This is a genomic window from Agrobacterium fabrum str. C58 (genome assembly GCF_000092025.1).
In the GTDB taxonomy this organism is placed as follows: Bacteria; Pseudomonadota; Alphaproteobacteria; order Rhizobiales; family Rhizobiaceae; genus Agrobacterium; species Agrobacterium fabrum.
Genome location: NC_003062.2, coordinates 122,477 through 146,947, shown reverse-complemented (window position 1 = coordinate 146,947; position 24,471 = coordinate 122,477). Strand labels below are relative to the sequence as shown.

The following is a 24,471-nucleotide window of genomic DNA, read 5'->3' as shown; positions in this document are numbered from 1 at the left end:
ATTGAAGTTTGACAATAAAGGGTTGCCGAGCGCGCCGACCGTGCGATAATGCAGCCGCTCGCCTCTAAACGTAGTACTGCCTGGCATATGGTGCATCGCGAAGGCTTCGCTGCACCGCGACAATATACCTCATTTCAAAAATGACCTTCGGCAATTATTCGCGGCGTAATCCAAACTGTACGAGTTCAAAGAACGTGCGCATGATCAAAAAACTCCCATCCGCCCTTCTGGCAATCCCGGCCCTGCTGTTGCTCAGCGGCTGCAATCTGGTCGTCATGAACCCTTCGGGCGACGTGGCTATCCAGCAGCGCGATCTTATCATCACGTCAACAGTCCTGATGCTGCTGATCATCGTCCCGGTCATCGTCCTGACGCTGTTTTTCGCCTGGAAGTACCGCGAGTCGGCCAAGGCCGAAGATTACGATCCCGAGTGGCATCACTCTACACGCCTTGAAATGGTGATCTGGTCGGCTCCCGTCGCCATCATCCTGATGCTCGGCACCGTGACGTGGATTTCCACCCACCGTCTCGACCCCTATCGCCCGCTTGAACGCATCGACGAGAACCGTCAGGTTACCGCCGATATCAAGCCGATCACGGTGGAAGTGGTGGCCATGGACTGGAAGTGGCTGTTCTTCTATCCCGAACTCGGCATCGGCAGCGTCAACGAATTTGCCGCGCCGGTCGATGTTCCGATCAATTTCAAGATCACCGGCACGACCGCGATGAACTCCTTCTTCGTTCCCGCACTTGCCGGCCAGATCTACGCCATGGGCGGCATGCAGACCAAGCTGCACGCGGTCATCAACAAGGAAGGTGTCTACGACGGCATCTCGGCCAACTTCTCCGGCCCCGGCTTCTCGCATATGCGCTTCAAGTTCCATGGCCTCAGCCAGCAGGGCTTCGACCAGTGGGTGGCCAAGGTGAAAGAAGGCGGCAAGGGCTTCGGCCGGCAGGAATATCTGGAATTCGCCAAGCCTTCCGAGCGTGAGCCGGTGCAATATTTCGCTTCGGTCGATCCGGAGCTGTACAGCGCCATCCTCAACCGCTGCGTGGAACCCAACAAGCTCTGCATGCGCGACATGATGCATATCGACGCCAATGGCGGCGGCGGCAAGGAAGGTATCGACATCGCCAAGGCGCTGAACTCCGTCGTCTGCACACCGCTTGCGCCTTACGGCGTCGCCAGCGGACCCCAATCCACTCCGGCTGCGATCAAAGGTCAGACTTTTGAACCCGCAGCGCTGCCGGAAACGAAACAAGTCGCTGGCTGACGGATACGTCCCGGCATTCTGCGGCGCGGCCAATGGCTGCGCCGATCTTACGTCTTAGAATCGCAAGAGGCTGAAAATGATCGTCAATTCCGATCAAACGTCGTTCCTGTTCGGGAAGCTGACATGGGAATCCATCCCGCTTCACGAGCCCATTCTTGTCGCCACCTTCGCGGCTGTGGCCCTGGGCGGCATCGTCGTCGTCGGCGCCCTCACCTACTTCCGCCTGTGGGGCTACCTCTGGAATGAATGGTTCACGAGCATCGATCACAAGAAGATCGGTATCATGTACATCATTCTGGCGCTGGTCATGCTGCTGCGCGGCTTTGCGGATGCCATCATGATGCGTGTCCAGCAGGCGATCGCGTCCGGCGGATCGGAGGGTTACCTTCCGCCGCATCACTACGACCAGATCTTCACGGCCCATGGCGTCATCATGATCTTTTTCATGGCCATGCCGATGATCACCGGCCTCATGAACTTCGTCGTGCCGCTGCAGATCGGCGCCCGCGACGTTTCGTTCCCCTTCCTCAACAACTTCTCCTTCTGGATGACCACGGCTGGCGCCATCATCACCATGATCTCGCTGTTCGTGGGTGAATATGCGCAGACCGGCTGGCTCGCCTATCCGCCGCTGTCCGGCATCGATGGCAGCCCTGGGGTCGGGGTCGATTATTACATTTGGGGTCTGCAGATCGCCGGTGTGGGAACGACGCTATCGGGCATCAACCTGATCGTGACCATCATCAAGATGCGCGCGCCTGGCATGACCATGATGCGCATGCCGATCTTCGTCTGGACGTCGCTGTGTTCTAACATCCTGATCGTCGCATCCTTCCCGATCCTGACTGCGACGCTCGCGCTTCTGACCCTTGACCGCTACGCTGGTACGAATTTCTTCACCAACGATCTCGGCGGCAATCCGATGATGTATGTCAACCTCATCTGGATCTGGGGCCACCCCGAGGTTTACATTCTGGTGCTGCCGGCTTTCGGTATCTTCTCCGAAATCGTTGCCACCTTCTCGGGCAAGCGTCTGTTCGGTTACGCGTCGATGGTTTACGCCACCGCCGTCATCACCATCCTCTCCTACCTCGTCTGGCTGCACCACTTCTTCACCATGGGTTCGGGCGCCAACGTCAATGCCTTCTTCGGCATCACCACGATGATCATCTCGATCCCCACGGGTGCGAAGATTTTCAACTGGCTCTTCACCATGTATAAGGGCCGCATCAAGTTCGACGTGCCGATGCTGTGGACGATCGGCTTCATGATCACCTTCGTCATCGGTGGCATGACCGGCGTTCTTCTCGCCGTTCCGCCGGCGGACTTCGTGCTGCACAACTCGCTGTTCCTGATCGCGCATTTCCACAACACGATCATCGGCGGCGTGGTCTTCGGCGTTCTGGCCGGTATCGTCTACTGGTTCCCGAAAGCCTTCGGTTACCGTCTCGATCCGTTCTGGGGCAAGCTGTCCTTCTGGTTCTGGTTCATCGGCTTCTATTTCGCCTTCATGCCGCTCTATATTCTCGGCCTGATGGGCATCACCCGCCGTATCAGCCAGTTCGAGGATAATTCACTGCAGATCTGGTTCGTGATTGCCGCCTTCGGCGCCTTCCTGATCGCGCTCGGCATCGCCTCCTTCATCATCCAGCTCATCGTCAGCTTCCTGAAGCGCGACCAGCTGCGTGACGTCACCGGCGATCCCTACAACGCCCGTACGCTGGAATGGTCGACATCGTCGCCACCGCCGCAGTACAACTTCGCCTTCACGCCGGTCATTCACGACGTGGATGCCTGGCATGATATGAAGAAGCGCGGCTACAGCCGTCCGCTGGACGGCTTCATTCCGATCCATATGCCGAAGAATACCGGTGCAGGCGTCATCATCAGCGCCATCAGCGTGGTGCTCGGCTTCGCCCTGGTGTGGCACATCTGGTGGCTCGCCGCGCTGTCCTTCATCGGCGTCATCGCGGTCTCCATCGCCCACACCTTCAACTACAATCGCGATTATTACATTCCCGCGTCCGACGTTTCGACCGTCGAGGCGGAGCGTACGAAGCTGCTCGCGAAACAGGCGTAACGGAACATGGCTCATACACCTGCACAAAGCGTCGACGGCGCTGAACCACCGGTCTTTTACCTGAAGGAAGACCACCACCCGGAAAACGGCACTTCGATCGGCTTCTGGCTCTATCTGATGAGCGACTGCCTGATCTTTGCCGTGCTCTTCGCCACCTATGCCGTTCTCGGCCGCAGCTATGCGGCCGGTCCTTCAGGCGCGGATCTTTTCGATCTCAAGCTCGTGGCTATCAACACCGGCTTCCTGCTTCTCTCCTCCATCACCTATGGCTTCGCCATGCTGGAAATGGAAAAGCAGAAGGTGAAGTCGACGCTGATCTGGCTCGGCATCACCGGCCTCTTCGGCCTCGCCTTCCTTGCCGTGGAACTTTACGAGTTTCACCACCTGATCGAAGAAGGTGCCGGCCCGCAACGTTCGGCCTTCCTTTCGGCTTTCTTCGCTCTGGTCGGCACCCACGGTCTGCACGTCACCTTCGGCACCATCTGGCTCGTTACGCTGATGGTTCAGGTAGCAAAACACGGCCTGATCGCCGCAAACAAGCGCCGCCTGATGTGCCTTTCAATGTTCTGGCACTTCCTTGACGTCATCTGGATCGGCGTCTTCTCCTTCGTTTACCTCATGGGAGTTCTTTGATGAGTTCCGAAGCACACGCACATCACGACGCGCATGGCGACGACCATCACCATGATGGCGCAAGCCACGGCACGTTCAAAAGCTACATGATCGGCTTCGTCCTGTCGGTCATTCTGACGGCGATCCCCTTTTGGCTGGTCATGGGTGGCGTTCTTGAAAACAAGACCCTGCTCGTCATCGCCATCATGGGTCTCGGCGTCATCCAGATCTTCGTGCACATGATCTACTTCCTGCACATGGACACCAGGTCCGAAGGCGGCTGGACCTTCATGGCGCTGATCTTCACCGTTGTGGTGCTGCTGATCACGCTCTCCGGCTCGCTTTGGGTCATGTACAACATGAACAAGAACATGATGCCGCTGCACATCGAGGATGTGAAGAACCTGCCCTGAGCAGCGATAAATCAGCGGCCTGCCGGAAGCCGGCAGGCCGCTTTCCGCGCCAACACATAACCCCATGAATCCTGGCGCGATTTATGGGGTTATTTGCTGGAGGAAGCGCATGCGGGCGGAACGAGGCCCGCCGAAGCAGACGATCTCTCTGCCGGTTGCGCTTCGCAAGGACCGTGACATGAGCGAAATCGCACCCCAAAACCGGCGCATCCGCCCTGCGGCAATCGTCGTCCTGTTTTTGACCATTGCCCTGACGGGCTGCCTGCTGGCGCTTGGAACATGGCAGGTTCAGCGCCTTTTCTGGAAACTAGACCTGATCGAGCGCGTCGACGTCCGCGCCCATGCCGAGCCAGTCGATGCCCCTGCCGCCAGCGACTGGCCGGCCCTCGGCAATCCCTCGGATTACGAATATCGTCGCGTGAAACTGACCGGCACACTCCTTAACGACAGGGAAGTTCAGGTCTACACGGTCACCGATCTCGGGCCCGGCTACTGGGTCATGACCCCGCTTCGGCGCGACGATGGTTCAAGCATCATCGTCAATCGCGGTTTCGTGCCCTCCGACCGGCGCGATCCATCCTCGCGCACGGGAGGTGAACCGACCGGAAACGTCGAGATCGTCGGGCTGATGCGCGCGCCGGAAACCGGTGGGCTTTTCCTTAGAACCAACGACCCGGCAAATGGCCGCTGGTATTCCCGCAATATCCCTCAGATCACGCAGGCATCCGGGCTTTCAGACGTCGCGCCCTTTTATGTCGATGCGGATGCGACACCCAATCCGGGTGGCCTGCCGGTTGGCGGCAAGACCATGCTCACTTTCCCCAACAACCACCTCTCCTACGCCGTGACATGGTATATTCTGGCGGCGATGGTGGTGGCGGCCGGCTGGTATGTGCTACGCAACCTCAACGCACCGAAATCGAAACGGGATGCTGATTGAACCGCTGGTTTTACCGGATGGTTCATAAAAGCGCTTCCTTCTTCACGTTTTGCTGATCTATAACGACAGTTCGGCCTGACATTGCCCCGTCGGCGCAATTTTGTTTCGGTGAGCTATGGCAAGAGCATTTCTTCTCGTTCTGGATTCCTTCGGTGTCGGCGGTGCGCCTGACGCAGAGCGTTATGGCGATCTTGGTGCAAATACGCTCGGTCATATCGCGGAATTCTGCGCGGCAGGGGCGGCGGATAGAGCCGGGCTTCGGGCCGGTCCGCTGAAGCTGCCGAACATGTGTTCGCTAGGTCTCCTGGAGATCGCAAGGCAGGCAAGCGGCGACATTCCCGCCGGCATGGAACCGCCGGAGCGGATTTTTGGCCTGCATGGCTCAGCCAGCGAAATCTCCAAGGGCAAGGACACGCCTTCGGGCCATTGGGAGATCGCCGGAACGCCGGTGACCTTCGACTGGGGTTATTTCCCGACGGAGGGCGACGCCTTTTCACCGGAGCTGGTTGAGGCGATCTGCAGGCAAGCCGATATTCCCGGCATCCTCGGCAATTGCCATGCTTCCGGTACCGAGATCATCGCTGCGCTCGGTGAAGAACATATCCGGAGCGGCAAGCCGATCTGCTACACCTCTTCCGATTCCGTGTTCCAGATTGCCGCGCATGAAACCCACTTTGGTCTGGATCGGCTTATCGCGCTCTGCGAGACGGTGCGCAAACTGCTCGATCCCCTGAATATCGGTCGTGTGATCGCCCGCCCCTTCATCGGCGAGACGGTCGCCACCTTCGAACGCACCGGCAACCGCCGGGACTTCTCCGTCCCGCCGCCGGAGCCGACCCTGCTCGACCGGCTGGTGGAGGCGGGCCGCAAGGTGCATGCCATCGGCAAGATCGGCGACATCTATGCCCATCAGGGTGTGACGCGCGTCATCAAGGCAAATGGCAACGCCGCCTTGATGGATGCGACGCTGCATGCCATTGACGAGGCTGAAAACGGCGATCTCGTCTTCACCAATTTCGTCGATTTCGACATGCTTTACGGCCACCGCCGAGACGTTGCCGGTTATGCGGCGGCGCTTGAGGCCTTCGATGCGCGTATTCCGGAAATCCACCGCAAGATGGCACCTGGCGATATAGCGCTTCTCACCGCCGACCATGGTTGCGATCCCACCTGGCGGGGCACGGACCATACGCGCGAAAGGGTGCCGATCATGGCATTCGGGCCAGGCATCCGTTCCCGCGATGTCGGTATTCGTTCAAGCTACGCCGATATTGGCGAAAGTATCGCCCACCATCTTGGCATAGAGGCCGGTTCACACGGCAGGAGCTTCATTTGACATCGCATTTGCTGAAAGCGGAAATTCACTGCCACCTCGAAGGTGCAGCACCCCCCGCCCTCGTTGTGAAACAGGCGGAGAAATACGGCATAGACACCAGCGGCTTTCTGCGCGACGGCCAATATGTCTGGTCGGATTTTGCGGAATTCATCCAGTGCTACGATGCGGTGGCGCAGGTATTCAAGTCCGATGAGGACTATGCGGTCCTGACGGAAACCTATCTGACGGAACTGGCCGAGGCCAATACGATCTATAGCGAACTGATCATTTCGCCGGATCATGGCGATCGCATCGGGCTTGGCGCGGACGCCTATCTCGCCGGCGTTGCCGAGGGTATCCGCATCGCGAAAGAAAAGACCGGCATCGAAACCCGCATCATCGTCACGGGCGAGCGGCATTTCGGCCCCGAGCGGGTGATCGCGGCGGCCGAATATGCGGCGCGGATCAGGCATCCGCTGGTAACCGGCTTCAACATGGCGGGCGAAGAACGCATGGGCCGGGTTGCCGATTACGCCCGCGCCTTCGATATCGCCCGTGATGCGGGACTTGGGTTGACGATCCATGCCGGTGAGGTTTGCGGGCCGGAAAGCGTTGCCGACGCGCTCGATCTCGTCAAACCGTCGCGTATCGGCCACGGCGTGCGCGCTATCGAAGATGCCGCTCTCATCTCCCGGCTGGTCGAGACAGGAACAGTCCTCGAAGTCTGCCCCGGCTCCAATATCGCGCTCAGCGTCTATCCCGATTTTGCCAGCCACCCGCTGAAAGCTCTGAGCGATGCCGGGGTGCGCGTCTGCATCAGTTCCGACGACCCGCCGTTCTTCTTCACCTCGCTTGCGCGGGAATATGCGCTGGCTGCGGACGCTTTCGGTTTCAACGATGCCGAGATCAACCGCATGACTCGCACCGCACTGGAATGCGCCTTTGTGGACGAGGCAACGCGCGAGCGGCTGCTTGCTAGATTGGGTGACGCCTGAGACGGTTGTTGGCAGGGTAAAACCGCGAAGAAGGCTTGCGAAAAACGTGCTTTCGGTGAATTACAGGGCATAAGATAAAAAGGAAGGCCAGTTTCATGGACGGCGTCACAGTCATCGAACATCCGCTGGTGCGGCACAAACTCACCATCATGCGCAAGAAGGAAACTTCCACGGCCGGCTTCCGCCGTCTGCTCAGGGAAATTTCGACGCTGCTCTGCTATGAAGTGACGCGTGATCTTGAAATGACGATGGAAACCATCGATACGCCGCTCGAGACCATTCAGGCACCGGTTCTGGAAGGCAAGAAGCTGGTTTTCGCTTCCATCCTGCGCGCTGGCAATGGTCTTCTGGAAGGCATGCTGGAGTTGGTTCCGTCCGCACGCGTGGCGCATGTCGGCGTCTATCGTGACCACGATACGCTTGAGGCCGTCGAATATTATTTCAAGGCTCCCGAAAGCCTCGATGCCCGCCTGGTCATCGTTGTCGATCCGATGCTGGCGACCGGCAATTCCTCCATCGCCGCCGTTGAAAAGCTCAAAGAGCGCGGTGCGAAGAACATCCGTTTCCTGTGTCTGCTGGCGGCACCAGAGGGCATCAAGAATTTCCGTGAAGCGCATCCCGATGTGCCGATTTACACGGCCGCAATCGACCGGCACCTGAACGAAAAAGGCTATATCGTTCCCGGCCTCGGCGATGCCGGTGACCGCATGTACGGCACCAAATAACGCCGTTCATCCTTGCTTAACCGTTTGAGCCATTCGCCGCCCGATAAGCGGCGAATGGCTTTTTCTTTTAAGATTTCAGCATGTTTTGCGCCTATGCTGCAGAGGGTTAACCCTTGCCCATGAGGAGCAATCACTTGCTGGCGCGTGCGATTTTTCTGCTTGTCGGTCTTTCAGTCAGCGCCACGCAGATTCCAGCGCTGATGGAAAAATTTCAGCCGCACCCGGAAACCGGCGCTGCAAAATCCGGCGCCACCGCCGAAGCTTCCAGACCGCAGCCGGTTTCGCTGGGCAGCGTCAGCCTGAAGGCGGATGAACGCGGTCACTTCAATGCCACCTTCCGCATCAACGGCAAATCATTCGACGGGCTTGTCGATACCGGTGCCTCCATGGTGGCGATCAACGAGACGATGGCGCGCCGGCTCGGTTACGGCGTCAACAGCCTCGATTTCAAATATGCGATTTCGACAGCCAATGGTCAGACCCTGGCGGCCCATGTGAAACTCGACCGGGTGGAGATTGGCGCGATCCGCGTTCAGAATGTCGATACCATGGTGCTGAAGGACAATGCACTGAGCAACATGCTGGTCGGCATGAGCTTTTTGAAGCAACTATCGTCCTTTAAGGTATCGGGCGGCGAAATGCGGCTGGTCAGGTGATCCGCTCGAGGACAGATGCCGCGATTTCCGGAGCGTTATCCGCAATCCCAAAACAGTCCTCTATTCTCTTGACCGCACGCTCCGCGTCTTCGCTGGAGGCTGCGTGAACGACGGCGATCGGCTCGCCCTTCTCCACCCTTACGCCAAGCGGCAGAATATCCGAAATACCGACTGCCGGATTGATGGTGTCCGAGGGTTTTGTTCTGCCGCCGCCGAGTTCGACGACAACCATGCCGAGATCGCGCGTTGCACAGGATGCGAGCCAGCCGCTTCGTGCAGCGGGAACCGGGAGGATGATCGGTGCACAGGCCAAGTAACGGGATGGATTCTCGATAAAATCCGACGGGCCGCCCAGTACCGAAACCATCCGCGCGAAGATCTCCATGGCGCGGCCGGAGGAGAGAGCCGCCGACGCCAGCGCCTCGCCTTCCTCCAATGTCGCGGCTTTGCGAGCCTGCACCAGCATTTCTGCGGCGAAGGATAGGACCACCTTCTCCAGACGGGTGCCGGCCTTTCCACCGGCCAGAAACTCCAGGCAGTTGACAATTTCGACGGCATTGCCGGCTGCATCGCAGAGCGGCTGGTTCATGTCGGTGATCAGCGCCGTCGTCGGCAGGCCGGCGCCATTCGCCACATCGACCAGCGCGCGGGCGAGAATGCGGGCATCCTCCAGGCTTTGCATGAAGGCGCCGTTGCCGACCTTCACGTCGAGAACCAGCGTCTCAAGCCCGGCCGCGAGCTTCTTCGAAAGAATGGAAGCGGTAATCAGCGGAATGGAATCGACGGTCGCCGTCACGTCCCTGATAGCGTAGAGGCGTTTGTCGGCGGGGGCGAGATCGCCCGTCTGGCCGATGATGGCGCAGCCCACCGACTGCACCGTCCGGCGAAACAGAGCCTCATCCGGCATGACATCATAACCGGGGATGGCTTCCAGCTTGTCGAGCGTGCCACCGGTGTGGCCAAGGCCCCTGCCTGATATCATCGGCACCGCAAGACCGCAGGCGGCAACGATGGGAGCCAGCATCAGGGAGACATTGTCACCGACACCGCCGGTGGAATGCTTGTCCGCCACCGGCCTGCCAATATCGCGCCAGGAGAGGACATCGCCGCTGTCGCGCATGGCAAGCGTCAGCGCCACCATTTCGTCGCGGTTCATGCCACGGAAAAACACCGCCATGGCAAAAGCGGCCGCCTGCCCTTCCGATATGCCGTCTTTCGACAGCGCTTCGATGAAAGCGGCAATCTCCTGTGGCGCGAGCGACAGGCCATCGCGTTTGCGGCGGATGATTTCCTGCGGGATCAAGCTCAATACCCGCTGGCGGCCTTGGCCGGTTCGCCGCCGGCCAGCACGTTCAGCACATCATCGAGGACGCCCGAGGCACCGAAACGGAAGGTCGACGGCATGGCCCAGTTGGGCGCCATGATGGTTTCCGCCAGCCGCAGGTATAGTGTCGCGTCCTCCACCGTGCCGATGCCGCCGGCCGGCTTGAAGCCCACCTTCTTTTTGCTGTCCCGGATCGCCTGCAGCATGATATCGGCCGCTTCCAGCGTGGCATTGACGGCGACCTTGCCGGTCGAGGTCTTGATGAAATCCGCCCCTTCGGCAATGGCGATTTCCGAGGCACGGCGGATCAGGGCCTTGTCCTTCAGCTCACCGGTCTCAAGAATGACCTTGAGCAACACAGGTGCCGCGCAAGCCTTACGCACGGCCGCGATCATTTCGGCCACCGCCGATTCATCGCCTGCCATGAATTTACGATAGGGAATGACCAGATCGATTTCGTCGGCGCCATCGCCGATTGCAGCTTCCGTTTCCGCAACCACGGTCGCGACATCGAGATCGCCGGAGGGGAAATTCACGACCGTTGCGATGCGAATCGTGTGGTCTTTTCCGAACGCCGCTCGGGCCTGCGCGACGAAACGCGGCCAGATGCAAATGGCAGCGGTGTTGCCAAACTCCGTATGCGCCCGCTGGCAGAGGGTTGCGATCTGCTGCGGCGTGCAGTCTTCCCTAAGATTGGTCAGGTCCAGCAAGGACAAAGTGAGGGCAGCCGCTTCGCGCGGACGCTGGAGTTCCATGGTCACGCTCCTCCTGCGATCATTTCCTTTAGGATGGCGGCAAGTCTTTTGCCGCCCACGGGAGCCATATCCTTGGTTTCTTCATGGCTCAGTTCCGCGCCGGTCATGCCGGCACCGTAGTTGGTAATAACCGATGCGGCAGCAACGCGCATCCCGAAAAAGCGCGCAAGGATGACTTCCGGCACCGTGGACATGCCGACGGCATCTGCACCCAGCACCCGCGCCATGCGGATTTCTGCCGGCGTTTCGAAGCTCGGTCCCGAAAACCACATATAGACGCCGCCGAACAGCGGAACTGTCGCGCGGATGGCGGCATTGCGCATGGCGAGCATGAGATCCGGATCATAAGCCGTAGTCATGCCAACGAAGCGGCGGTCGCTTTCTTCACCGATCAGCGGGTTCATGCCGGAATAATTGATATGGTCAGTGATCTGCATGACCGAGCCGGGCGGCATGTCCTGCCTGACTGAACCCGCCGAATTGGTGAGGATGAGCGATTGTACGCCGAGACCGGCAAGCGCTTCGATGACCGCGCGCATGGCGGCCGGATCACCCTTTTCGTAATAATGCACCCGGCCGGAGAGCATCATGACAGGCTCACCACCCAGATAACCAGCCACCAGCTCGCCCGCATGGCCGGAAACGCCGCTTGTGGGGAAGCCGGGAAGATTGGCATAGGGCACGCGGATCGGATCGCTTACCTCTTCCACCAGCGAACCAAGGCCAGACCCCAGAACTATGGCGACGCGCGGCATGAGGCCGTTCAGGCGCTCCACCAGAATATCGATCAGACCGTCCGTCATCAGGGCAGCTCGGTCTTGAAGACGGAGGGCAAAAGCTCTTCCATGGTCATGACTTTCTGGACGCCAGTTTCGTCGCAAAGATAAATCTTCGTCTCCGGCGTGGCGAATTCCGCAATCTTCTGCCGGCAACCGCCGCAGGGAGAGCAGAGCGGCAGCTTTTCAGCGATGACGGCCACTTCGCTGATCTTTTTCGCTCCGCCCATGATCATGGCGCTGATGGCTGATGGCTCCGCGCACCAGCCTTGAGGGAAGGAGATATTCTCGATATTGGCGCCCGTATAGATTTTTCCATCTTCAGCGCGGATCGCTGCGCCGACCGGAAATTTCGAATAGGGCGCATAAGCGAAGGCCATGGCCTCCACCGCCGCCTCGAACAGGGCATGGGATTTTGGGTCGGAGGACATGGGTTTAACGCTCCTTCGCATAGGCAACGCCACCGGCCTTGGGGGGCTTGGCAACGCCGATGAAACCGGCAAGCAGGATGCAGGTCAGGATATAGGGCATGGCCTGGAAAATCTGCACCGGCACCTCGCCGATGCCAGGCACGGATTTGCCCTGCATGAAATTGGCGAAAGCATCCAGAAAACCGAACAGCAGGCAGGCAAACATGACTGGCACCGGCTTCCATTTCGCGAAGATCAGCGCGGCAAGCGCAATATAACCCTTGCCGGCCGACATGTTGGCGATGAAGGCAGCCGATTGTGCAACGGCGAGATAGGCACCTGAGAAACCGCAGAGGAAACCGGCGACGATGACAGCGCGGTAACGCATCCATGTCACCGAAATGCCGGCCGTATCGACAGCACCCGGATTTTCACCGACGGCGCGCAGGCGCAGGCCAAAACGGGTGCGGTACAGCACCCACCAGGAGAGCGGCACCGCGAGGAATGCGAGATAGGTCAGGATATTGTTGCCGGAAATGACATTGGCATAAAGCGGGCCGATGAAGGGCACCTCGCGCATCGCATCCGCACCGGGCAGGATGATCGGCGCAAAACGCCCTTCCCCCGGTAATTGCGGCGTGCGCCCGCCCTGTCCGAACCAGGCCTGCCCCAGAACCACCGTCAGTCCGGCGGCGATGAAGTTGAGCGCCACGCCTGACACGATCTGGTTGCCGCGATTGGTGATGACGGCAAAGCCATGGATCAGAGAAAACAGTATGGAGACCCCAATGCCGGCCAGAAGGCCAGCCCACGGGTTTGCGGTAAGATAGGCGACGCAGGCGGAAGCAAAGGCCGCCGCCAGCATCTTGCCTTCAAGGCCGATATCGAACACGCCGGCGCGCTCGGAAAACAGCCCGGCAAGTGCGGTGAAGAGCAGCGGGATGGTGAGGCGGACGGTCGAGCCGAGAATGCTGACCAGCATATCGAAAAAATCCATGTCAGCTCACCCCTTTGCCAGACGCTGGTAGATGTGGACGATCGCGGGCCGGTACATATATTCCAGCGCGCCGGCGAACAGGATTACCAGACCCTGGATGACCACGATCATCTCGCGGGTAATGTTGGGCATCTCGAAGGAAAGGTCTGCGCCGCCCTGATAGAGAATGCCGAACAGCAATGCCGAGAAGATGATGCCGAGCGGATGACTCCGCCCCATCAGCGAAACAGCAATGCCGACAAAGCCCGCACCCCCGACAAATTCCACCTGCAGGCGGGCGGACGCGCCCATGACCGGGTTCAGCGCCATCATGCCCGCCAGACCGCCGGAAATGAGCATGGCGATGATGACGGTGCGTGAATAGGGAATGCCGGCATAGATGGCTGCCGACGGGCTGACGCCCAGCGTGCGCATTTCATAACCGAGCTTGGTGCGCCAGATCAGCACCCAGACGAGAAAACACATGACCAGAGCGATGAGGAAGGACACGTTGAACGGTGCCGGTCCGAGCTTGAGGCCGAACCACGCCATCAGCCAGTCCAGCTTCGGCAGTTGGCCACCGGGCAAGAAGGTGCGCGTTTCCGGCGCCATCTTGCCCGGCACGATCAGCACATTCACCAAAAGATAAACCATCAAGGCCGCAGCGATGAAGTTGAACATGATGGTGGTGATGACGACATGGCTACCGCGTTTGGCTTGAAGCCAGGCCGGAATAAAGGCCCAGGCGGCACCAAAAACCGCAGCACCGATGACGGCGAAGGGCATCGTCACATACCAGGGCACGTAACGGTCAAGCGCCAGCGCCACCAGCGCCGCACCCAGACCACCAACATAGGCCTGACCTTCGGAGCCGATGTTGAACAGACCGGCATGGAAGGCAACGGCAACGGAGAGGCCGGTGAAGATGAAGCTCGTCGTGTAAAACAGCGTGAAGCCAATGGCGTCACCTCGGCCGAGCGCGCCTTCGATCAGCAGGCGAAGCGCCGCCAGCGGGTTTTCCCCAATCGACCAGACGACGAGGCCGGAAATCAGGAAGGCGGTGACGACATTCAGCAGCGGCAACAGGCCGTAGCTGATCCAGTTTGGCAGGGGGGTGGAAGCGGTGCTCATTCATGCCTCATGCGGCGATACCGGCCATCATCAGGCCCAGCGTCTGTTCTTCGGCTTCCGCCGTTTTTTCTCCAACGACACGGCCCGCGAACATGACCATGATCCGGTCCGAAAGGGAACGAATTTCATCGAGTTCGACCGAAACCAGCAAGATCGCCTTTCCGGCATCGCGCATCTCGATGATGCGGCGATGGATGAATTCGATCGCGCCGATATCGACACCGCGGGTGGGCTGGCCGATGATCAGCATCTTCGGGTCGCGTTCGATTTCGCGGGCGACGACGATCTTCTGCTGGTTGCCGCCGGAAAAATTGGCTGTCTTCAGCTGCGGGTTCGGCGGGCGGATATCGTATTTCTCGATCTTCTCGACCGCATCCTTACGAATGGCCTCGGGGTTCAGGAAGGGTCCTTTGCCGTAACGCTCGTCATGGTGATAACCGAGGATGGAGTTTTCATATTCCTCGAATTTCAGCACCAGCCCCATATGGTGGCGGTCTTCCGGGATATGGGCGAGGCCAAGCTTGCGCAGGATCGCCGGATCCGGGCGGTCCACCTTCTGTCCGTCCACCCAGATTTCGCCGGAATAGGGCTTGCGGATGCCGGCGATAGCTTCCAGCAGCTCTGACTGACCATTGCCGGCAACACCGGCAATGCCGACGATTTCACCGGCGCGGACATCGAGCGAGACATCATCCACCATGGTGACACCACGGCTGTCCTTGACGGTGAGATTGCGAATGGACAGCAACACATCGCCCGGCGTCGTCTCGCCCTTTTCTACCCGCAGCAGCACGCGGCGGCCGACCATCAGTTCGGCCAGTTCCTCGACACTCGTTTCGGATGTCTTGCGGGTCGCCACCATTTCGCCGCGGCGCATGACGGAGACGGAATCCGTGATCGCCATGATTTCACGCAGCTTGTGGGTGATGAGAATGATGGTCTTGCCCTGCTCGCGCAGAACGCCAAGGATCTTGAACAGGTGATCCGCCTCAGCCGGGGTCAGGACACCGGTCGGCTCATCAAGGATCAGGATTTCGGCGCCACGATACATGGCTTTGAGGATTTCGACGCGCTGCTGCAGACCAACAGGCAGTTCCTCGATCACCGCATCGGGATCGACTTCCAGCCCGTAATCGTCTTCAAGACGCTTCAGTTCCCTGCGCGCTCCTGCCCGGCCCCTGGCCAGCAATGCGCCGCCTTCTGCACCCAGCATGACATTTTCCAGCACGGTGAAATTTTCCACGAGCATGAAATGCTGGTGCACCATGCCGATGCCGGCACTAATCGCGGCCTGACTGTCACGGATCGTAACAGGCTTGCCATTCACGCGGATTTCACCGGCATCCGCCTGGTAAAAACCGTAGAGGATCGACATCAGGGTCGATTTTCCGGCACCGTTTTCCCCGATGATGCCGTGGATCGTACCCTTGGCAACGCTCAGATTGATATTTTTATTGGCGTGAACGGCACCGAATTTCTTGTCGATGCCCATAAGCTCGATTGCAGGGTCCATACTCAAACCTAACCTCTCCGAAGGCTGGATATGAAAAGGGCGCAAGATGAAAATTCATCATGCGCCCCAGACACATATCATATCATTTCGGGCAGGAATTGTCCGCCATATAGTCATGAACCTTGACGGTGCCGGCGATGATGTCGGCCTTGGCCTTGTCCACGGCGGCGGTCATTTCCGGCGTGATAAGGGCCTTGTTGTTGTCATCAAGCGCGTAAGCCACGCCGTCTTCCTTGACGCCCAGCGCAACGATGCCGGGGGTGAACTTGTCGTCCTTGGCGTCCTTGTAGGCGTTGTAGACGGCCAGATCGACGCGCTTGACCATCGAGGTCAGAACGGAACCCGGATGCAGATGGTTCTGGTTGGAATCGACGCCGATCGAGAACTTCTTGTTGTCGGCAGCGGTCTGCAACACGCCGATACCGGTCGCGCCGGCTGCCGCGTAAATCACGTCCGCGCCCTGGTCGATCTGGTTCTTGGTGAGTTCACCGCCCCGCACCGGATCGTTCCACGCAGCACCGGTGGTGCCGGTCATGTTCTGGAAGACTTCGATCTTGTCATTGGCCGCCTTGGCGCCCTGCGCATAACCACAGGCGAACTTGCGGATCAGCGGAATATCCATACCGCCGATGAAGCCGACCTTGCCGGTCTTGGAAGCCATGCCTGCCAGAAGACCAACGAGGTAGGAACCTTCATGCTCCTTGTAGACGACGGAGCGGACATTCGGCAGCTCGACGACGGAATCAACGATCACGAACTTGGTATCGGGGAATTCGGCTGCGACCTTTTCCATGGCCGAGGTCCAGGCGAAGGACACGGCAACGACCGGGTTGAAGCCCTTGCTGGCAAAGTTGCGGATGGCCTGTTCGCCCTGCGTGTCGCTGGTCGGTTCGAAGTCACGGAAATCGATGCCCGTTTCCGCCTTGAACTTTTCAGCGCCGGCCGCAGCGGCCTCGTTGAACGACTTGTCGAACTTGCCGCCCGTGCCATAAACCAGCGCCGGCTTGATATCCGCGGCGAGCGCGGAAGCCGACATTGCGGCAAGCGCAAAAAGCGTCAGAAGGGATTTTTTCATTGTGCAGCCCTGTTGTTGCAATTGATATTTTAAGGGTCCTCCCGCAATCCCGTTAACCGGGAATGTCTGCGGAACCGCCAGCCGTTATCCCGGCTGTGCTTGCCTGATATCCTTGCATGGCTCAATGAAAAATTCATCCGGTTTTTTTGACCCGGTGGAAAAACTTTGATCTGGCGCTTTTTTAGCCTTTCCACCGGGCTAGCTGCAAAAAATCTAGCCTATATTACAGCTTACGCCGGTTCCCCGCAGCCCGCAGTAGCCGCCCGGGTTCTTGGCAAGATATTGCTGATGATAGTCCTCGGCATAATAAAATGTTTCAAGCGGGCCGATTTCGGTGGTGATGGCGTGGCCGTGGCCGGCCTCATCCAGAGCCTGCTGGAAAGCATCCCGCGCCTTCTGCGCCTGCTGCAGTTGGCCTTCCGTCGTCGCATAAATGGCGGAACGATAGGTCGTACCGACATCGTTGCCCTGTCGCATGCCTTGAGTCGGATCGTGCTCCTCGAAGAATATCTTGAGCAGGCCCGACAGTGAGATCACGGCCGGATCGTAGACCACCTTCACCACTTCGGCGTGGCCCGTCTGGCCGGTCGTTGTTTCGTGGTAGGTCGGGTTGCGGGTAAAGCCGCCGGCATATCCAACCGCCGTCACCCATACGCCCGGCGTTTTCCAGAACAGCCGCTCTGCGCCCCAGAAGCAGCCCATGCCGAGATAGATGATTTCCAAACCATCGGGATAAGGCCCCTTCAAAGGCCGGCCATTCACGAAATGGGTTTCCGGCACTGCAAGTGCCTCTTCACGGCCGGGCAGAGCCGTTTCCTCGGTCGGCATCGTCGTCTTTTTTGAAAGCGTATCGAACAGGAACATTCGGTCCTCCGTGCGGCCGGTTCCGCCGCGTCTCAAGGGTTCACATCTGCGAGGCGCTGGCTTTTCACCTTGTCAGACTGACGAGCGTCTCATCACTTTGCGCTTCCTGTAACCGGCCATCCAGCAGAGCAAGGATAACGCCAGGAAAAGGGCAAATGCAGGAACTCCCGACAGGGCATTTTCAAAAAAGCGCCACGCTTCAGGGTGAATATAGTGAGCCAAGGCCGCTTCCACCATGGTGCGCGAGGCAGGAAGAAGATAGTTCCAGACCGATAGGATGCCGGTGATGTTGACCGAGGATGTGGAAACCGAGCGGATCGAGTCGAGCACACCAAGAAAAATTGCCGCAATAAGGAGAAGAAAGCTCAAAAACCGCAAAAAAGCTTTCATCAGGTACACCTCGGCTACGGCCCATCGTTTCGACAGCCACGTTTTAGAACATATATTGCATCGATAAAGCCGGGAAAACCGGTTTGCAACCGCGTTGAAAGGCAGGAAATTGCCGACATTTCAAAAAACTGTCAGATTCGTGTTGATCCCTGCGAATTCATCGGTATATATCGCGCCGTTCCAGTGATTTGCATTTCTTCAAACATGCAGATTTGAAAAAAGGACAGGTGGCCGAGTGGTTTAAGGCGCACGCCTGGAACGCGTGTGTGCGTGAAAGCGTACCGTGGGTTCGAATCCCACCCTGTCCGCCATTTCCCCTTGCCATTACCGAGTCTGACCATTGCAAGTCCCTGCCAAGTATTGCGGCAAGGGTCCTCACTTAACGCCGCATCAAGCCGCGTTTTCCCGTTTCTATAGGCCTTGATGGCTATGCTTCTGCACAGACAACAGTTTCCTGCGCTTTTTGCTGCGCTTCCCCCTCTCTTGCGCCTTGCAGCAGGAAAAATCGCTCCTTATATACGCCGCATAACAGCAGCGAAGGCTGCAAATCCAAGTCAAGGTGCTGTCACAGGAATGCCTCACGGGGTTCAGACAGCTCGCTTCAAGGAGAGAAGAGCATGGCAAAAGTAATCGGTATCGACCTTGGCACGACCAACTCCTGCGTCGCAGTGATGGATGGCAAGGACACGAAAGTAATTGAAAACGCAGAAGGCGCGCGGACCACGCCGTCGATGGTGGCATTTTCCGACGATGGCGAACGCCTTGTCGGCCAGCCGGCCAAGCGCCAGGCAGTCACCAACCCGACCAACACCCTGTTTGCGGTCAAGCGCCTTATCGGCCGCCGTTATGAAGACCCGACCGTCGAGAAGGACAAGGCACTCGTCCCCTTCGAAATCGTCAAGGGCGACAATGGCGACGCCTGGGTGAAGGCTCAGGACAAGAATTATTCCCCTTCGCAGATTTCCGCGATGATCCTTCAAAAGATGAAGGAAACGGCTGAATCCTATCTCGGCGAAAAGGTCGAGAAGGCCGTCATCACCGTTCCGGCCTACTTTAACGACGCCCAGCGTCAGGCCACCAAGGATGCCGGCCGCATCGCCGGTCTCGATGTTCTGCGTATCATCAACGAGCCGACGGCAGCAGCCCTCGCTTACGGCCTCGACAAGAAGGAAGGCAAGACCATTGCCGTTTACGACCTTGGCGGCGGCACGTTCGATATTTCCGTTCTGGAAATCGGCGACGGCGTCTTTGAAGTGAAGTCGACCAACGGTGATACCTTCCTCGGTGGTGAAGACTTCGACATGCGTCTGGTCGAATATCTGGCCGGCGAGTTCAAGAAGGATCAGGGCATCGACCTGAAGAACGACAAGCTCGCTCTGCAGCGCCTCAAGGAAGCTGCCGAAAAGGCGAAGATCGAACTTTCGTCCTCGCAGCAGACCGAAATCAACCTGCCGTTCATCACGGCTGATGCTTCCGGTCCGAAGCACCTGACGCTGAAGCTGACCCGCGCCAAGTTCGAAAGCCTGGTTGACGATCTGGTGCAACGCACTGTCGCCCCTTGCAAGGCAGCACTGAAGGATGCCGGCGTTACCGCGGCCGAGATCGACGAAGTCGTTCTCGTCGGCGGCATGAGCCGCATGCCTAAGGTTCAGGAAGTCGTCAAGCAGCTGTTCGGCAAGGAGCCGCACAAGGGCGTGAACCCGGATGAAGTGGTTGCCATGGGCGCCGCTATTCAGGCCGGCGTTCTGCAGGGCGACGTCAAGGACGTTCTGCTGCTCGACGTGACCCCGCTGTCGCTCGGCATCGAAACGCTGGGTGGCGTCTTCACGCGTCTGATCGATCGCAACACCACGATCCCGACGAAGAAGAGCCAGACCTTCTCGACTGCCGAAGACAACCAGTCGGCCGTGACCATCCGCGTTTCGCAGGGTGAGCGCGAAATGGCACAGGACAACAAGCTGCTCGGCCAGTTCGACCTCGTCGGTCTGCCGCCGTCGCCACGCGGCGTTCCGCAGATCGAAGTGACCTTCGATATCGACGCCAACGGCATCGTGCAGGTATCCGCCAAGGACAAGGGCACCGGCAAGGAGCAGCAGATCCGCATCCAGGCCTCCGGTGGTCTCTCCGACGCCGACATCGAAAAGATGGTGAAGGACGCCGAAGCCAATGCCGAGGCCGACAAGAAGCGTCGCGCCGGTGTCGAAGCCAAGAACCAGGCCGAAAGCCTCATTCACTCCACCGAAAAGTCGGTGAAGGAATATGGCGACAAGGTTTCCGAGACCGACCGCAAGGCGATCGAAGACGCCATTGCCAGCCTGAAGACCGCTGTCGAAGCCGCCGAGCCTGACGCAGACGACATTCAGGCCAAGACCCAGACCCTCATGGAAGTCTCCATGAAGCTTGGTCAGGCCATCTACGAAGCACAGCAGGCCGAGGCCGGTGATGCTTCCGCAGAAGGCAAGGATGACGTCGTCGATGCCGACTATGAAGAAATCAAGGACGACAAGAAGTCCGCATAATCGCGTGGCTTCCCTACTCCTCACACCATATGCAAGACATCCGGCTGCCGACGTGCAGCCGGAAATCCATTTGCGGGGCTTGTTATCTTAATGGCGAAAGCAGACTTTTACGAAACACTTGGCGTCAGCAAGACCGCGGACGAAAAAGAGCTGAAAAGCGCCTTCCGCAAACTCGCGATGAAGTTCCATCCGGACAAAAACCCTGATGATGCCGATTCCGAACGGAAATTCAAAGAAATCAACGAAGCCTACGAAACGCTGAAGGACCCGCAGAAGCGCGCGGCCTATGACCGTTTCGGCCACGCCGCCTTTGAAAATGGCGGCATGGGTGGCGGTGGCATGGGCGGCGGCGGTTTCGCCAATGGCGGTTTTTCCGATATTTTCGAAGACATCTTCGGCGAGATGATGGGCGGCGGCCGTGCGCGCCGGTCCTCCGGCGGACGCGAACGCGGCGCCGACCTTCGCTACAATATGGAAATCACGCTGGAAGAAGCCTTTGCCGGCAAGACCGCACAGATCAGGGTTCCGACCTCGATCACCTGCGACGTCTGTTCCGGCTCCGGCGCCAAGCCTGGCACGCAGCCCAAGACATGCGCAACCTGCCAGGGCTCCGGCCGCGTGCGCGCCGCGCAGGGCTTCTTCTCGGTGGAACGCACCTGCCCGACCTGCCACGGCCGCGGGCAGACGATCTCCGACCCCTGCGGTAAGTGCCATGGTCAGGGCCGTGTGACGGAAGAGCGTTCGCTGTCCGTCAACATTCCCTCGGGCATCGAGGATGGCACGCGCATTCGCCTGCAGGGCGAAGGCGAAGCCGGTATGCGTGGCGGGCCGGCGGGCGATCTCTATATCTTCCTGTCCGTGCGTCCGCATGAGTTCTTCCAGCGCGACGGCGCCGATCTTTATTGCACCGTGCCGATCTCGATGACCACGGCAGCGCTTGGCGGCACTTTCGATGTCACGACACTTGATGGCACGAAATCGCGCGTCACGGTTCCGGAAGGCACCCAGCCGGGTAAGCAGTTCCGTCTGAAGGGCAAGGGCATGCCGGTGCTGCGTTCAGCGCAGACGGGTGATCTCTACATCCAGATTCAGATCGAGACACCACAGAAGCTCAGCAAGCGCCAGCGTGAGCTGTTGCAGGAGTTCGAGCAGCTATCCTCCAAGGAGAACAATCCGGAATCGACGGGCTTCTTTGCCCGGATGAAGGAATTCTTCGACGGCTGATCGCCGCCGGTCTTAAACATCAGAAACGCCGCCATCCTTCGGGATTGGCGGCGTTTTTTGTTTCGGATTCAGCCGGAAAAGCCGCCCTCTTCCAGATATTGCCGTTCCTCCGGCGTCGTTTCCCGCAGCAATATCCCGTTGCGATGCGGAAAGCGGCCGAAACGCTCGACAATATCGCGATGTTCTTCGGCGTGGTGGAGATAAAGCCCGCCAAGCGGCTGGTTCAGGTCACAGGCGCGTTGCTGGGCCGCGATATCCTCCGCATGCGAGAACGGTAGATAGAAGAAAACGCGTAAATCCTCGCTCACCGCCTGATCATGACCACGGCGGATGGCCTCGTCGGCAAAGAACCGCGCCAGCGGGTCCGTGGCATACATATGTGCTGTGCCGCGAAAACAGTTGCGCGGGAATTGATCCAGCAGAAGCATCAAAGCAAGGCTGCTTTCTGCGCCTTCCAGCCAGCCATCCAGTTCACGCCTTGCGGCAGCAAAATGGGCATCACGGAAGCGATCGTGAAAGTGATTGTCGAAGGCGGCATCCTTGTCGAACCATTTGTCCGGTCCGGCCTTCTTCCAGAAATCGACGATATCGGCGGCAAGTGCTGCTGTGTCGTTTTTCATCTGCTCTTCCCTGTCAATAATGCGGCGGCCTGGTGATGGCAGGCGCGTCCAGAGATTGCTCCTCAAGGCTCAGGAACCTTTCCGTCAACCGGTCGAGTTTGGCGCGGGTCTGCTCCACCACCTTCCACTGTTCCGCCAACTGGTCGGACAGTTCCTCAATGGTCTTTGCCTGATGCGCGATCGTTTCCTCGAGCGCAATGATCCGTTTTTCGGTTTCCGACGTCATATCGACCTCTCTTTCCCGCCCTTCCTTGAGCTTAAAGGCGCGTGAGTCAACCATATGTCGCTTTCGCGAAGCGAATCGTCACGGCTGACCAGACACAAAAAAGCCAGCGATGTTTCCATCGCCGGCGTCTCACATTTTGATGCTGCTCAGTCTTCTTCGACGAAAACCTCTTCGCGTTTCTTCTTCACGCTCGGCAGGAAGACGATGATCAGAACGGCCAGAGCGATGAAAAGCAGGGTGGCGCTGATCGGCCGGGTGACGAAGGTCGTCGGATCTCCGCGCGACAGGATCATCGCGCGCCTCAGGTTCTCCTCCAGCAGCGGCCCGAGCACGAAACCGAGCAGCAGCGGGGCGGGTTCGCAGCGCAATTTCACCAGCACGTAACCGATGAAACCGAAGAAGGCGACGGCGTAGAGATCAAAGACGTTGGAATTGACGCTGTAGACCCCGATGGCGCAGAAGGCCATGATGATGGGGAACAGCACGTAATAAGGCACCGTCAAGAGCTTAACCCACAGCCCGATCAAGGGCAGGTTGAGGATGACGAGCATCAGGTTGCCGATCCACATGGAGGCGATGATGCCCCAGAACAACGCCGGCTGTTCGGTCGCGACGTTCGGACCCGGCACGATGCCCTGAATGATCATCGCACCGATCATCAACGCCATCACCGGGTTGGCGGGGATGCCGAGGGTGAGCAGCGGAATGAAGGATGTCTGGGCACCGGCATTGTTGGCCGATTCCGGACCGGCAACACCGGCCACCGCGCCATGCCCGAATTCTTCCGGGTTCTTGGAGACGCGTTTTTCGACGGTATAGGATGCAAAGGCAGCGAGAATCGCTCCGCCTCCGGGCAGGATACCCAGTGCAGAACCGATGGCGGTGCCGCGCAGCACCGGACCGATCATGGCCTTGAAGTCCTCCTTCGACGGCATCAGGCTGCTGACTTTGGCGATCAGCACAGAGCGGGTCCGCTCGTTTTCGAGGTTGCGCAGGATTTCGGCGATACCGAACACCCCCACGGCGACAGCCACGAAATTCAAGCCATCGGCATATTCGCGAATGCCGAGGGTGAAGCGCGGCGTGCCACTGTAAATATCGGTGCCGACAAGACCGAGCAGCAGACCAAGGACGACCATGGCCAGCGCCTTGACGATGGAGCCATGTGCAAGCGCGATCGACGACACGAGGCCGACAACCATCAACGAGAAATATTCCGCCGCGCCGAATTCCAGCGCAATCGCCGTCAAGGGCGGCGCGAAGATCGCCACGAGGAAGGTGGAAACCGTGCCGGCGAAGAACGAGCCGATAGCGGCAATGGCAAGTGCGGCACCGGCCTTGCCCTTACGTGCCATCTGATAGCCATCGATGGCGGTGACGGCTGAGGACGATTCACCGGGCATATTGATCAGGATGGCGGTGGTGGAACCGCCATATTGCGCGCCGTAATAAATGCCGGCGAGCATGATCAGCGACGAGACGGGTTCGAGCTGGAACGTGATCGGCAGCAGCATGGCGATGGTCGCCGTCGCGCCGATACCGGGCAGCACGCCGATCAGGGTGCCAAGCAGCACGCCGATCAGGCAGAAGAACAGGTTTGCCAGCGATGAGGCGGTGACGAAACCGAGAGCAAGATTATTGAGCAGATCCATCGCAGC

The 24,471-nt window shown here is 59.0% G+C and carries 24 protein-coding genes and 1 tRNA gene; 12 read left to right on the top strand and 13 right to left on the bottom strand.

Annotated features, from left to right (window positions below):
* Positions 1-200: 200 nt before the first annotated feature.
* The 9 genes from cyoA to ATU_RS00645 all read left to right on the top strand — a co-directional run bounded on the left by cyoA (position 201) and on the right by ATU_RS00645 (position 9,010).
* Positions 201-1,274, top strand: coding sequence for a ubiquinol oxidase subunit II (cyoA, locus tag ATU_RS00685; RefSeq protein WP_006309965.1), 1,074 nt, complete (start codon positions 201-203; stop codon positions 1,272-1,274).
* Positions 1,275-1,350: 76 nt separating this feature from the next.
* Entirely contained in the window at positions 1,351-3,354 is a 2,004-nt protein-coding gene (gene cyoB / locus ATU_RS00680; protein ID WP_010970677.1) for a cytochrome o ubiquinol oxidase subunit I, read from the top strand.
* A gap of 6 nt (positions 3,355-3,360) precedes the next feature.
* Positions 3,361-3,987 carry a cytochrome o ubiquinol oxidase subunit III gene (gene cyoC / locus ATU_RS00675; RefSeq protein WP_010970676.1) on the top strand — a complete coding sequence of 209 codons (627 nt, stop codon included), beginning with the start codon at positions 3,361-3,363 and terminating at the stop codon, positions 3,985-3,987.
* Entirely contained in the window at positions 3,987-4,379 is a 393-nt protein-coding gene (cyoD, locus tag ATU_RS00670) for a cytochrome o ubiquinol oxidase subunit IV (RefSeq protein ID WP_006309962.1), read from the top strand. The genes cyoC and cyoD overlap by 1 nt, the downstream gene beginning before the upstream one ends.
* A gap of 178 nt (positions 4,380-4,557) precedes the next feature.
* The gene (locus ATU_RS00665; RefSeq protein ID WP_035256654.1) at positions 4,558-5,319 is read left to right on the top strand and encodes an SURF1 family protein; all 762 of its coding nucleotides are present in this window, start codon (positions 4,558-4,560) and stop codon (positions 5,317-5,319) included.
* Between the two features lie 115 nt (positions 5,320-5,434).
* A complete protein-coding gene (locus tag ATU_RS00660; RefSeq protein WP_006309960.1) occupies positions 5,435-6,655 on the top strand; it encodes a phosphopentomutase in 1,221 nt (406 codons plus the stop codon).
* Entirely contained in the window at positions 6,652-7,629 is a 978-nt protein-coding gene (locus ATU_RS00655; protein ID WP_010970674.1) for an adenosine deaminase, read from the top strand. Before ATU_RS00660 ends, ATU_RS00655 begins: the two co-directional genes overlap by 4 nt.
* A gap of 95 nt (positions 7,630-7,724) precedes the next feature.
* A complete protein-coding gene (gene upp / locus ATU_RS00650; RefSeq protein WP_004439188.1) occupies positions 7,725-8,354 on the top strand; it encodes a uracil phosphoribosyltransferase in 630 nt (209 codons plus the stop codon).
* A 134-nt stretch (positions 8,355-8,488) separates the two neighbouring features.
* A complete protein-coding gene (locus tag ATU_RS00645) occupies positions 8,489-9,010 on the top strand; it encodes a TIGR02281 family clan AA aspartic protease (protein ID WP_035256042.1) in 522 nt (173 codons plus the stop codon).
* Here ATU_RS00645 and deoA read toward each other — a convergent pair.
* The 10 genes from deoA to ATU_RS00595 form a co-directional block, all read right to left on the bottom strand.
* Entirely contained in the window at positions 9,003-10,319 is a 1,317-nt protein-coding gene (gene deoA, locus ATU_RS00640) for a thymidine phosphorylase (protein WP_010970672.1), read from the bottom strand. The two genes, ATU_RS00645 and deoA, sit on opposite strands and share 8 nt — an antisense overlap.
* A complete protein-coding gene (gene deoC, locus ATU_RS00635; protein WP_010970671.1) occupies positions 10,316-11,089 on the bottom strand; it encodes a deoxyribose-phosphate aldolase in 774 nt (257 codons plus the stop codon). Before deoC ends, deoA begins: the two co-directional genes overlap by 4 nt.
* 2 nt (positions 11,090-11,091) lie before the next feature.
* On the bottom strand, positions 11,092-11,892 hold the full coding sequence (locus tag ATU_RS00630; protein ID WP_010970670.1) for a purine-nucleoside phosphorylase: 801 nt from the start codon (positions 11,890-11,892) through the stop codon (positions 11,092-11,094).
* Positions 11,892-12,296, bottom strand: coding sequence for a cytidine deaminase (locus tag ATU_RS00625; RefSeq protein WP_010970669.1), 405 nt, complete (start codon positions 12,294-12,296; stop codon positions 11,892-11,894). The genes ATU_RS00630 and ATU_RS00625 overlap by 1 nt, the downstream gene beginning before the upstream one ends.
* A gap of 4 nt (positions 12,297-12,300) precedes the next feature.
* Positions 12,301-13,272: an ABC transporter permease gene (locus ATU_RS00620; RefSeq protein WP_006309952.1), complete on the bottom strand. Its 972-nt coding sequence runs from the start codon at positions 13,270-13,272 to the stop codon at positions 12,301-12,303.
* 6 nt (positions 13,273-13,278) lie between these two features.
* A complete protein-coding gene (locus ATU_RS00615) occupies positions 13,279-14,382 on the bottom strand; it encodes an ABC transporter permease (protein WP_010970668.1) in 1,104 nt (367 codons plus the stop codon).
* A 7-nt stretch (positions 14,383-14,389) separates the two neighbouring features.
* Positions 14,390-15,895 (bottom strand): ABC transporter ATP-binding protein, encoded by a 1,506-nt coding sequence (locus ATU_RS00610; RefSeq protein WP_010970667.1) that lies wholly within the window; start codon positions 15,893-15,895, stop codon positions 14,390-14,392.
* Between the two features lie 82 nt (positions 15,896-15,977).
* The gene (locus tag ATU_RS00605) at positions 15,978-16,970 is read right to left on the bottom strand and encodes a BMP family lipoprotein (protein WP_006309949.1); all 993 of its coding nucleotides are present in this window, start codon (positions 16,968-16,970) and stop codon (positions 15,978-15,980) included.
* Between the two features lie 213 nt (positions 16,971-17,183).
* Entirely contained in the window at positions 17,184-17,834 is a 651-nt protein-coding gene (msrA, locus tag ATU_RS00600; RefSeq protein WP_006309948.1) for a peptide-methionine (S)-S-oxide reductase MsrA, read from the bottom strand.
* Positions 17,835-17,906: 72 nt separating this feature from the next.
* Positions 17,907-18,224 carry a hypothetical protein gene (locus ATU_RS00595; RefSeq protein ID WP_006309947.1) on the bottom strand — a complete coding sequence of 106 codons (318 nt, stop codon included), beginning with the start codon at positions 18,222-18,224 and terminating at the stop codon, positions 17,907-17,909.
* A 221-nt stretch (positions 18,225-18,445) separates the two neighbouring features.
* Between ATU_RS00595 and ATU_RS00590 the strand changes: the two genes are divergently transcribed.
* From ATU_RS00590 to dnaJ, 3 genes are all read left to right on the top strand, one after another.
* Positions 18,446-18,535, top strand: a tRNA-Ser gene (locus ATU_RS00590).
* 306 nt (positions 18,536-18,841) lie between these two features.
* Complete coding sequence (gene dnaK / locus ATU_RS00585; protein WP_006309946.1) at positions 18,842-20,743, top strand: molecular chaperone DnaK; 1,902 nt, start codon at positions 18,842-18,844, stop codon at positions 20,741-20,743.
* A 90-nt stretch (positions 20,744-20,833) separates the two neighbouring features.
* Positions 20,834-21,967 carry a molecular chaperone DnaJ gene (dnaJ, locus tag ATU_RS00580; RefSeq protein ID WP_006309945.1) on the top strand — a complete coding sequence of 378 codons (1,134 nt, stop codon included), beginning with the start codon at positions 20,834-20,836 and terminating at the stop codon, positions 21,965-21,967.
* Positions 21,968-22,035: 68 nt separating this feature from the next.
* Here the strand turns inward: dnaJ and ATU_RS00575 are convergent, their stop codons facing one another.
* The 3 genes from ATU_RS00575 to ATU_RS00565 all read right to left on the bottom strand — a co-directional run bounded on the left by ATU_RS00575 (position 22,036) and on the right by ATU_RS00565 (position 24,465).
* Complete coding sequence (locus ATU_RS00575) at positions 22,036-22,587, bottom strand: DUF924 family protein (RefSeq protein ID WP_010970666.1); 552 nt, start codon at positions 22,585-22,587, stop codon at positions 22,036-22,038.
* A gap of 13 nt (positions 22,588-22,600) precedes the next feature.
* Positions 22,601-22,813, bottom strand: coding sequence for a SlyX family protein (locus ATU_RS00570; protein WP_010970665.1), 213 nt, complete (start codon positions 22,811-22,813; stop codon positions 22,601-22,603).
* 146 nt (positions 22,814-22,959) lie between these two features.
* The gene (locus ATU_RS00565) at positions 22,960-24,465 is read right to left on the bottom strand and encodes a tripartite tricarboxylate transporter permease (protein ID WP_006309942.1); all 1,506 of its coding nucleotides are present in this window, start codon (positions 24,463-24,465) and stop codon (positions 22,960-22,962) included.
* Positions 24,466-24,471: the final 6 nt, after the last annotated feature.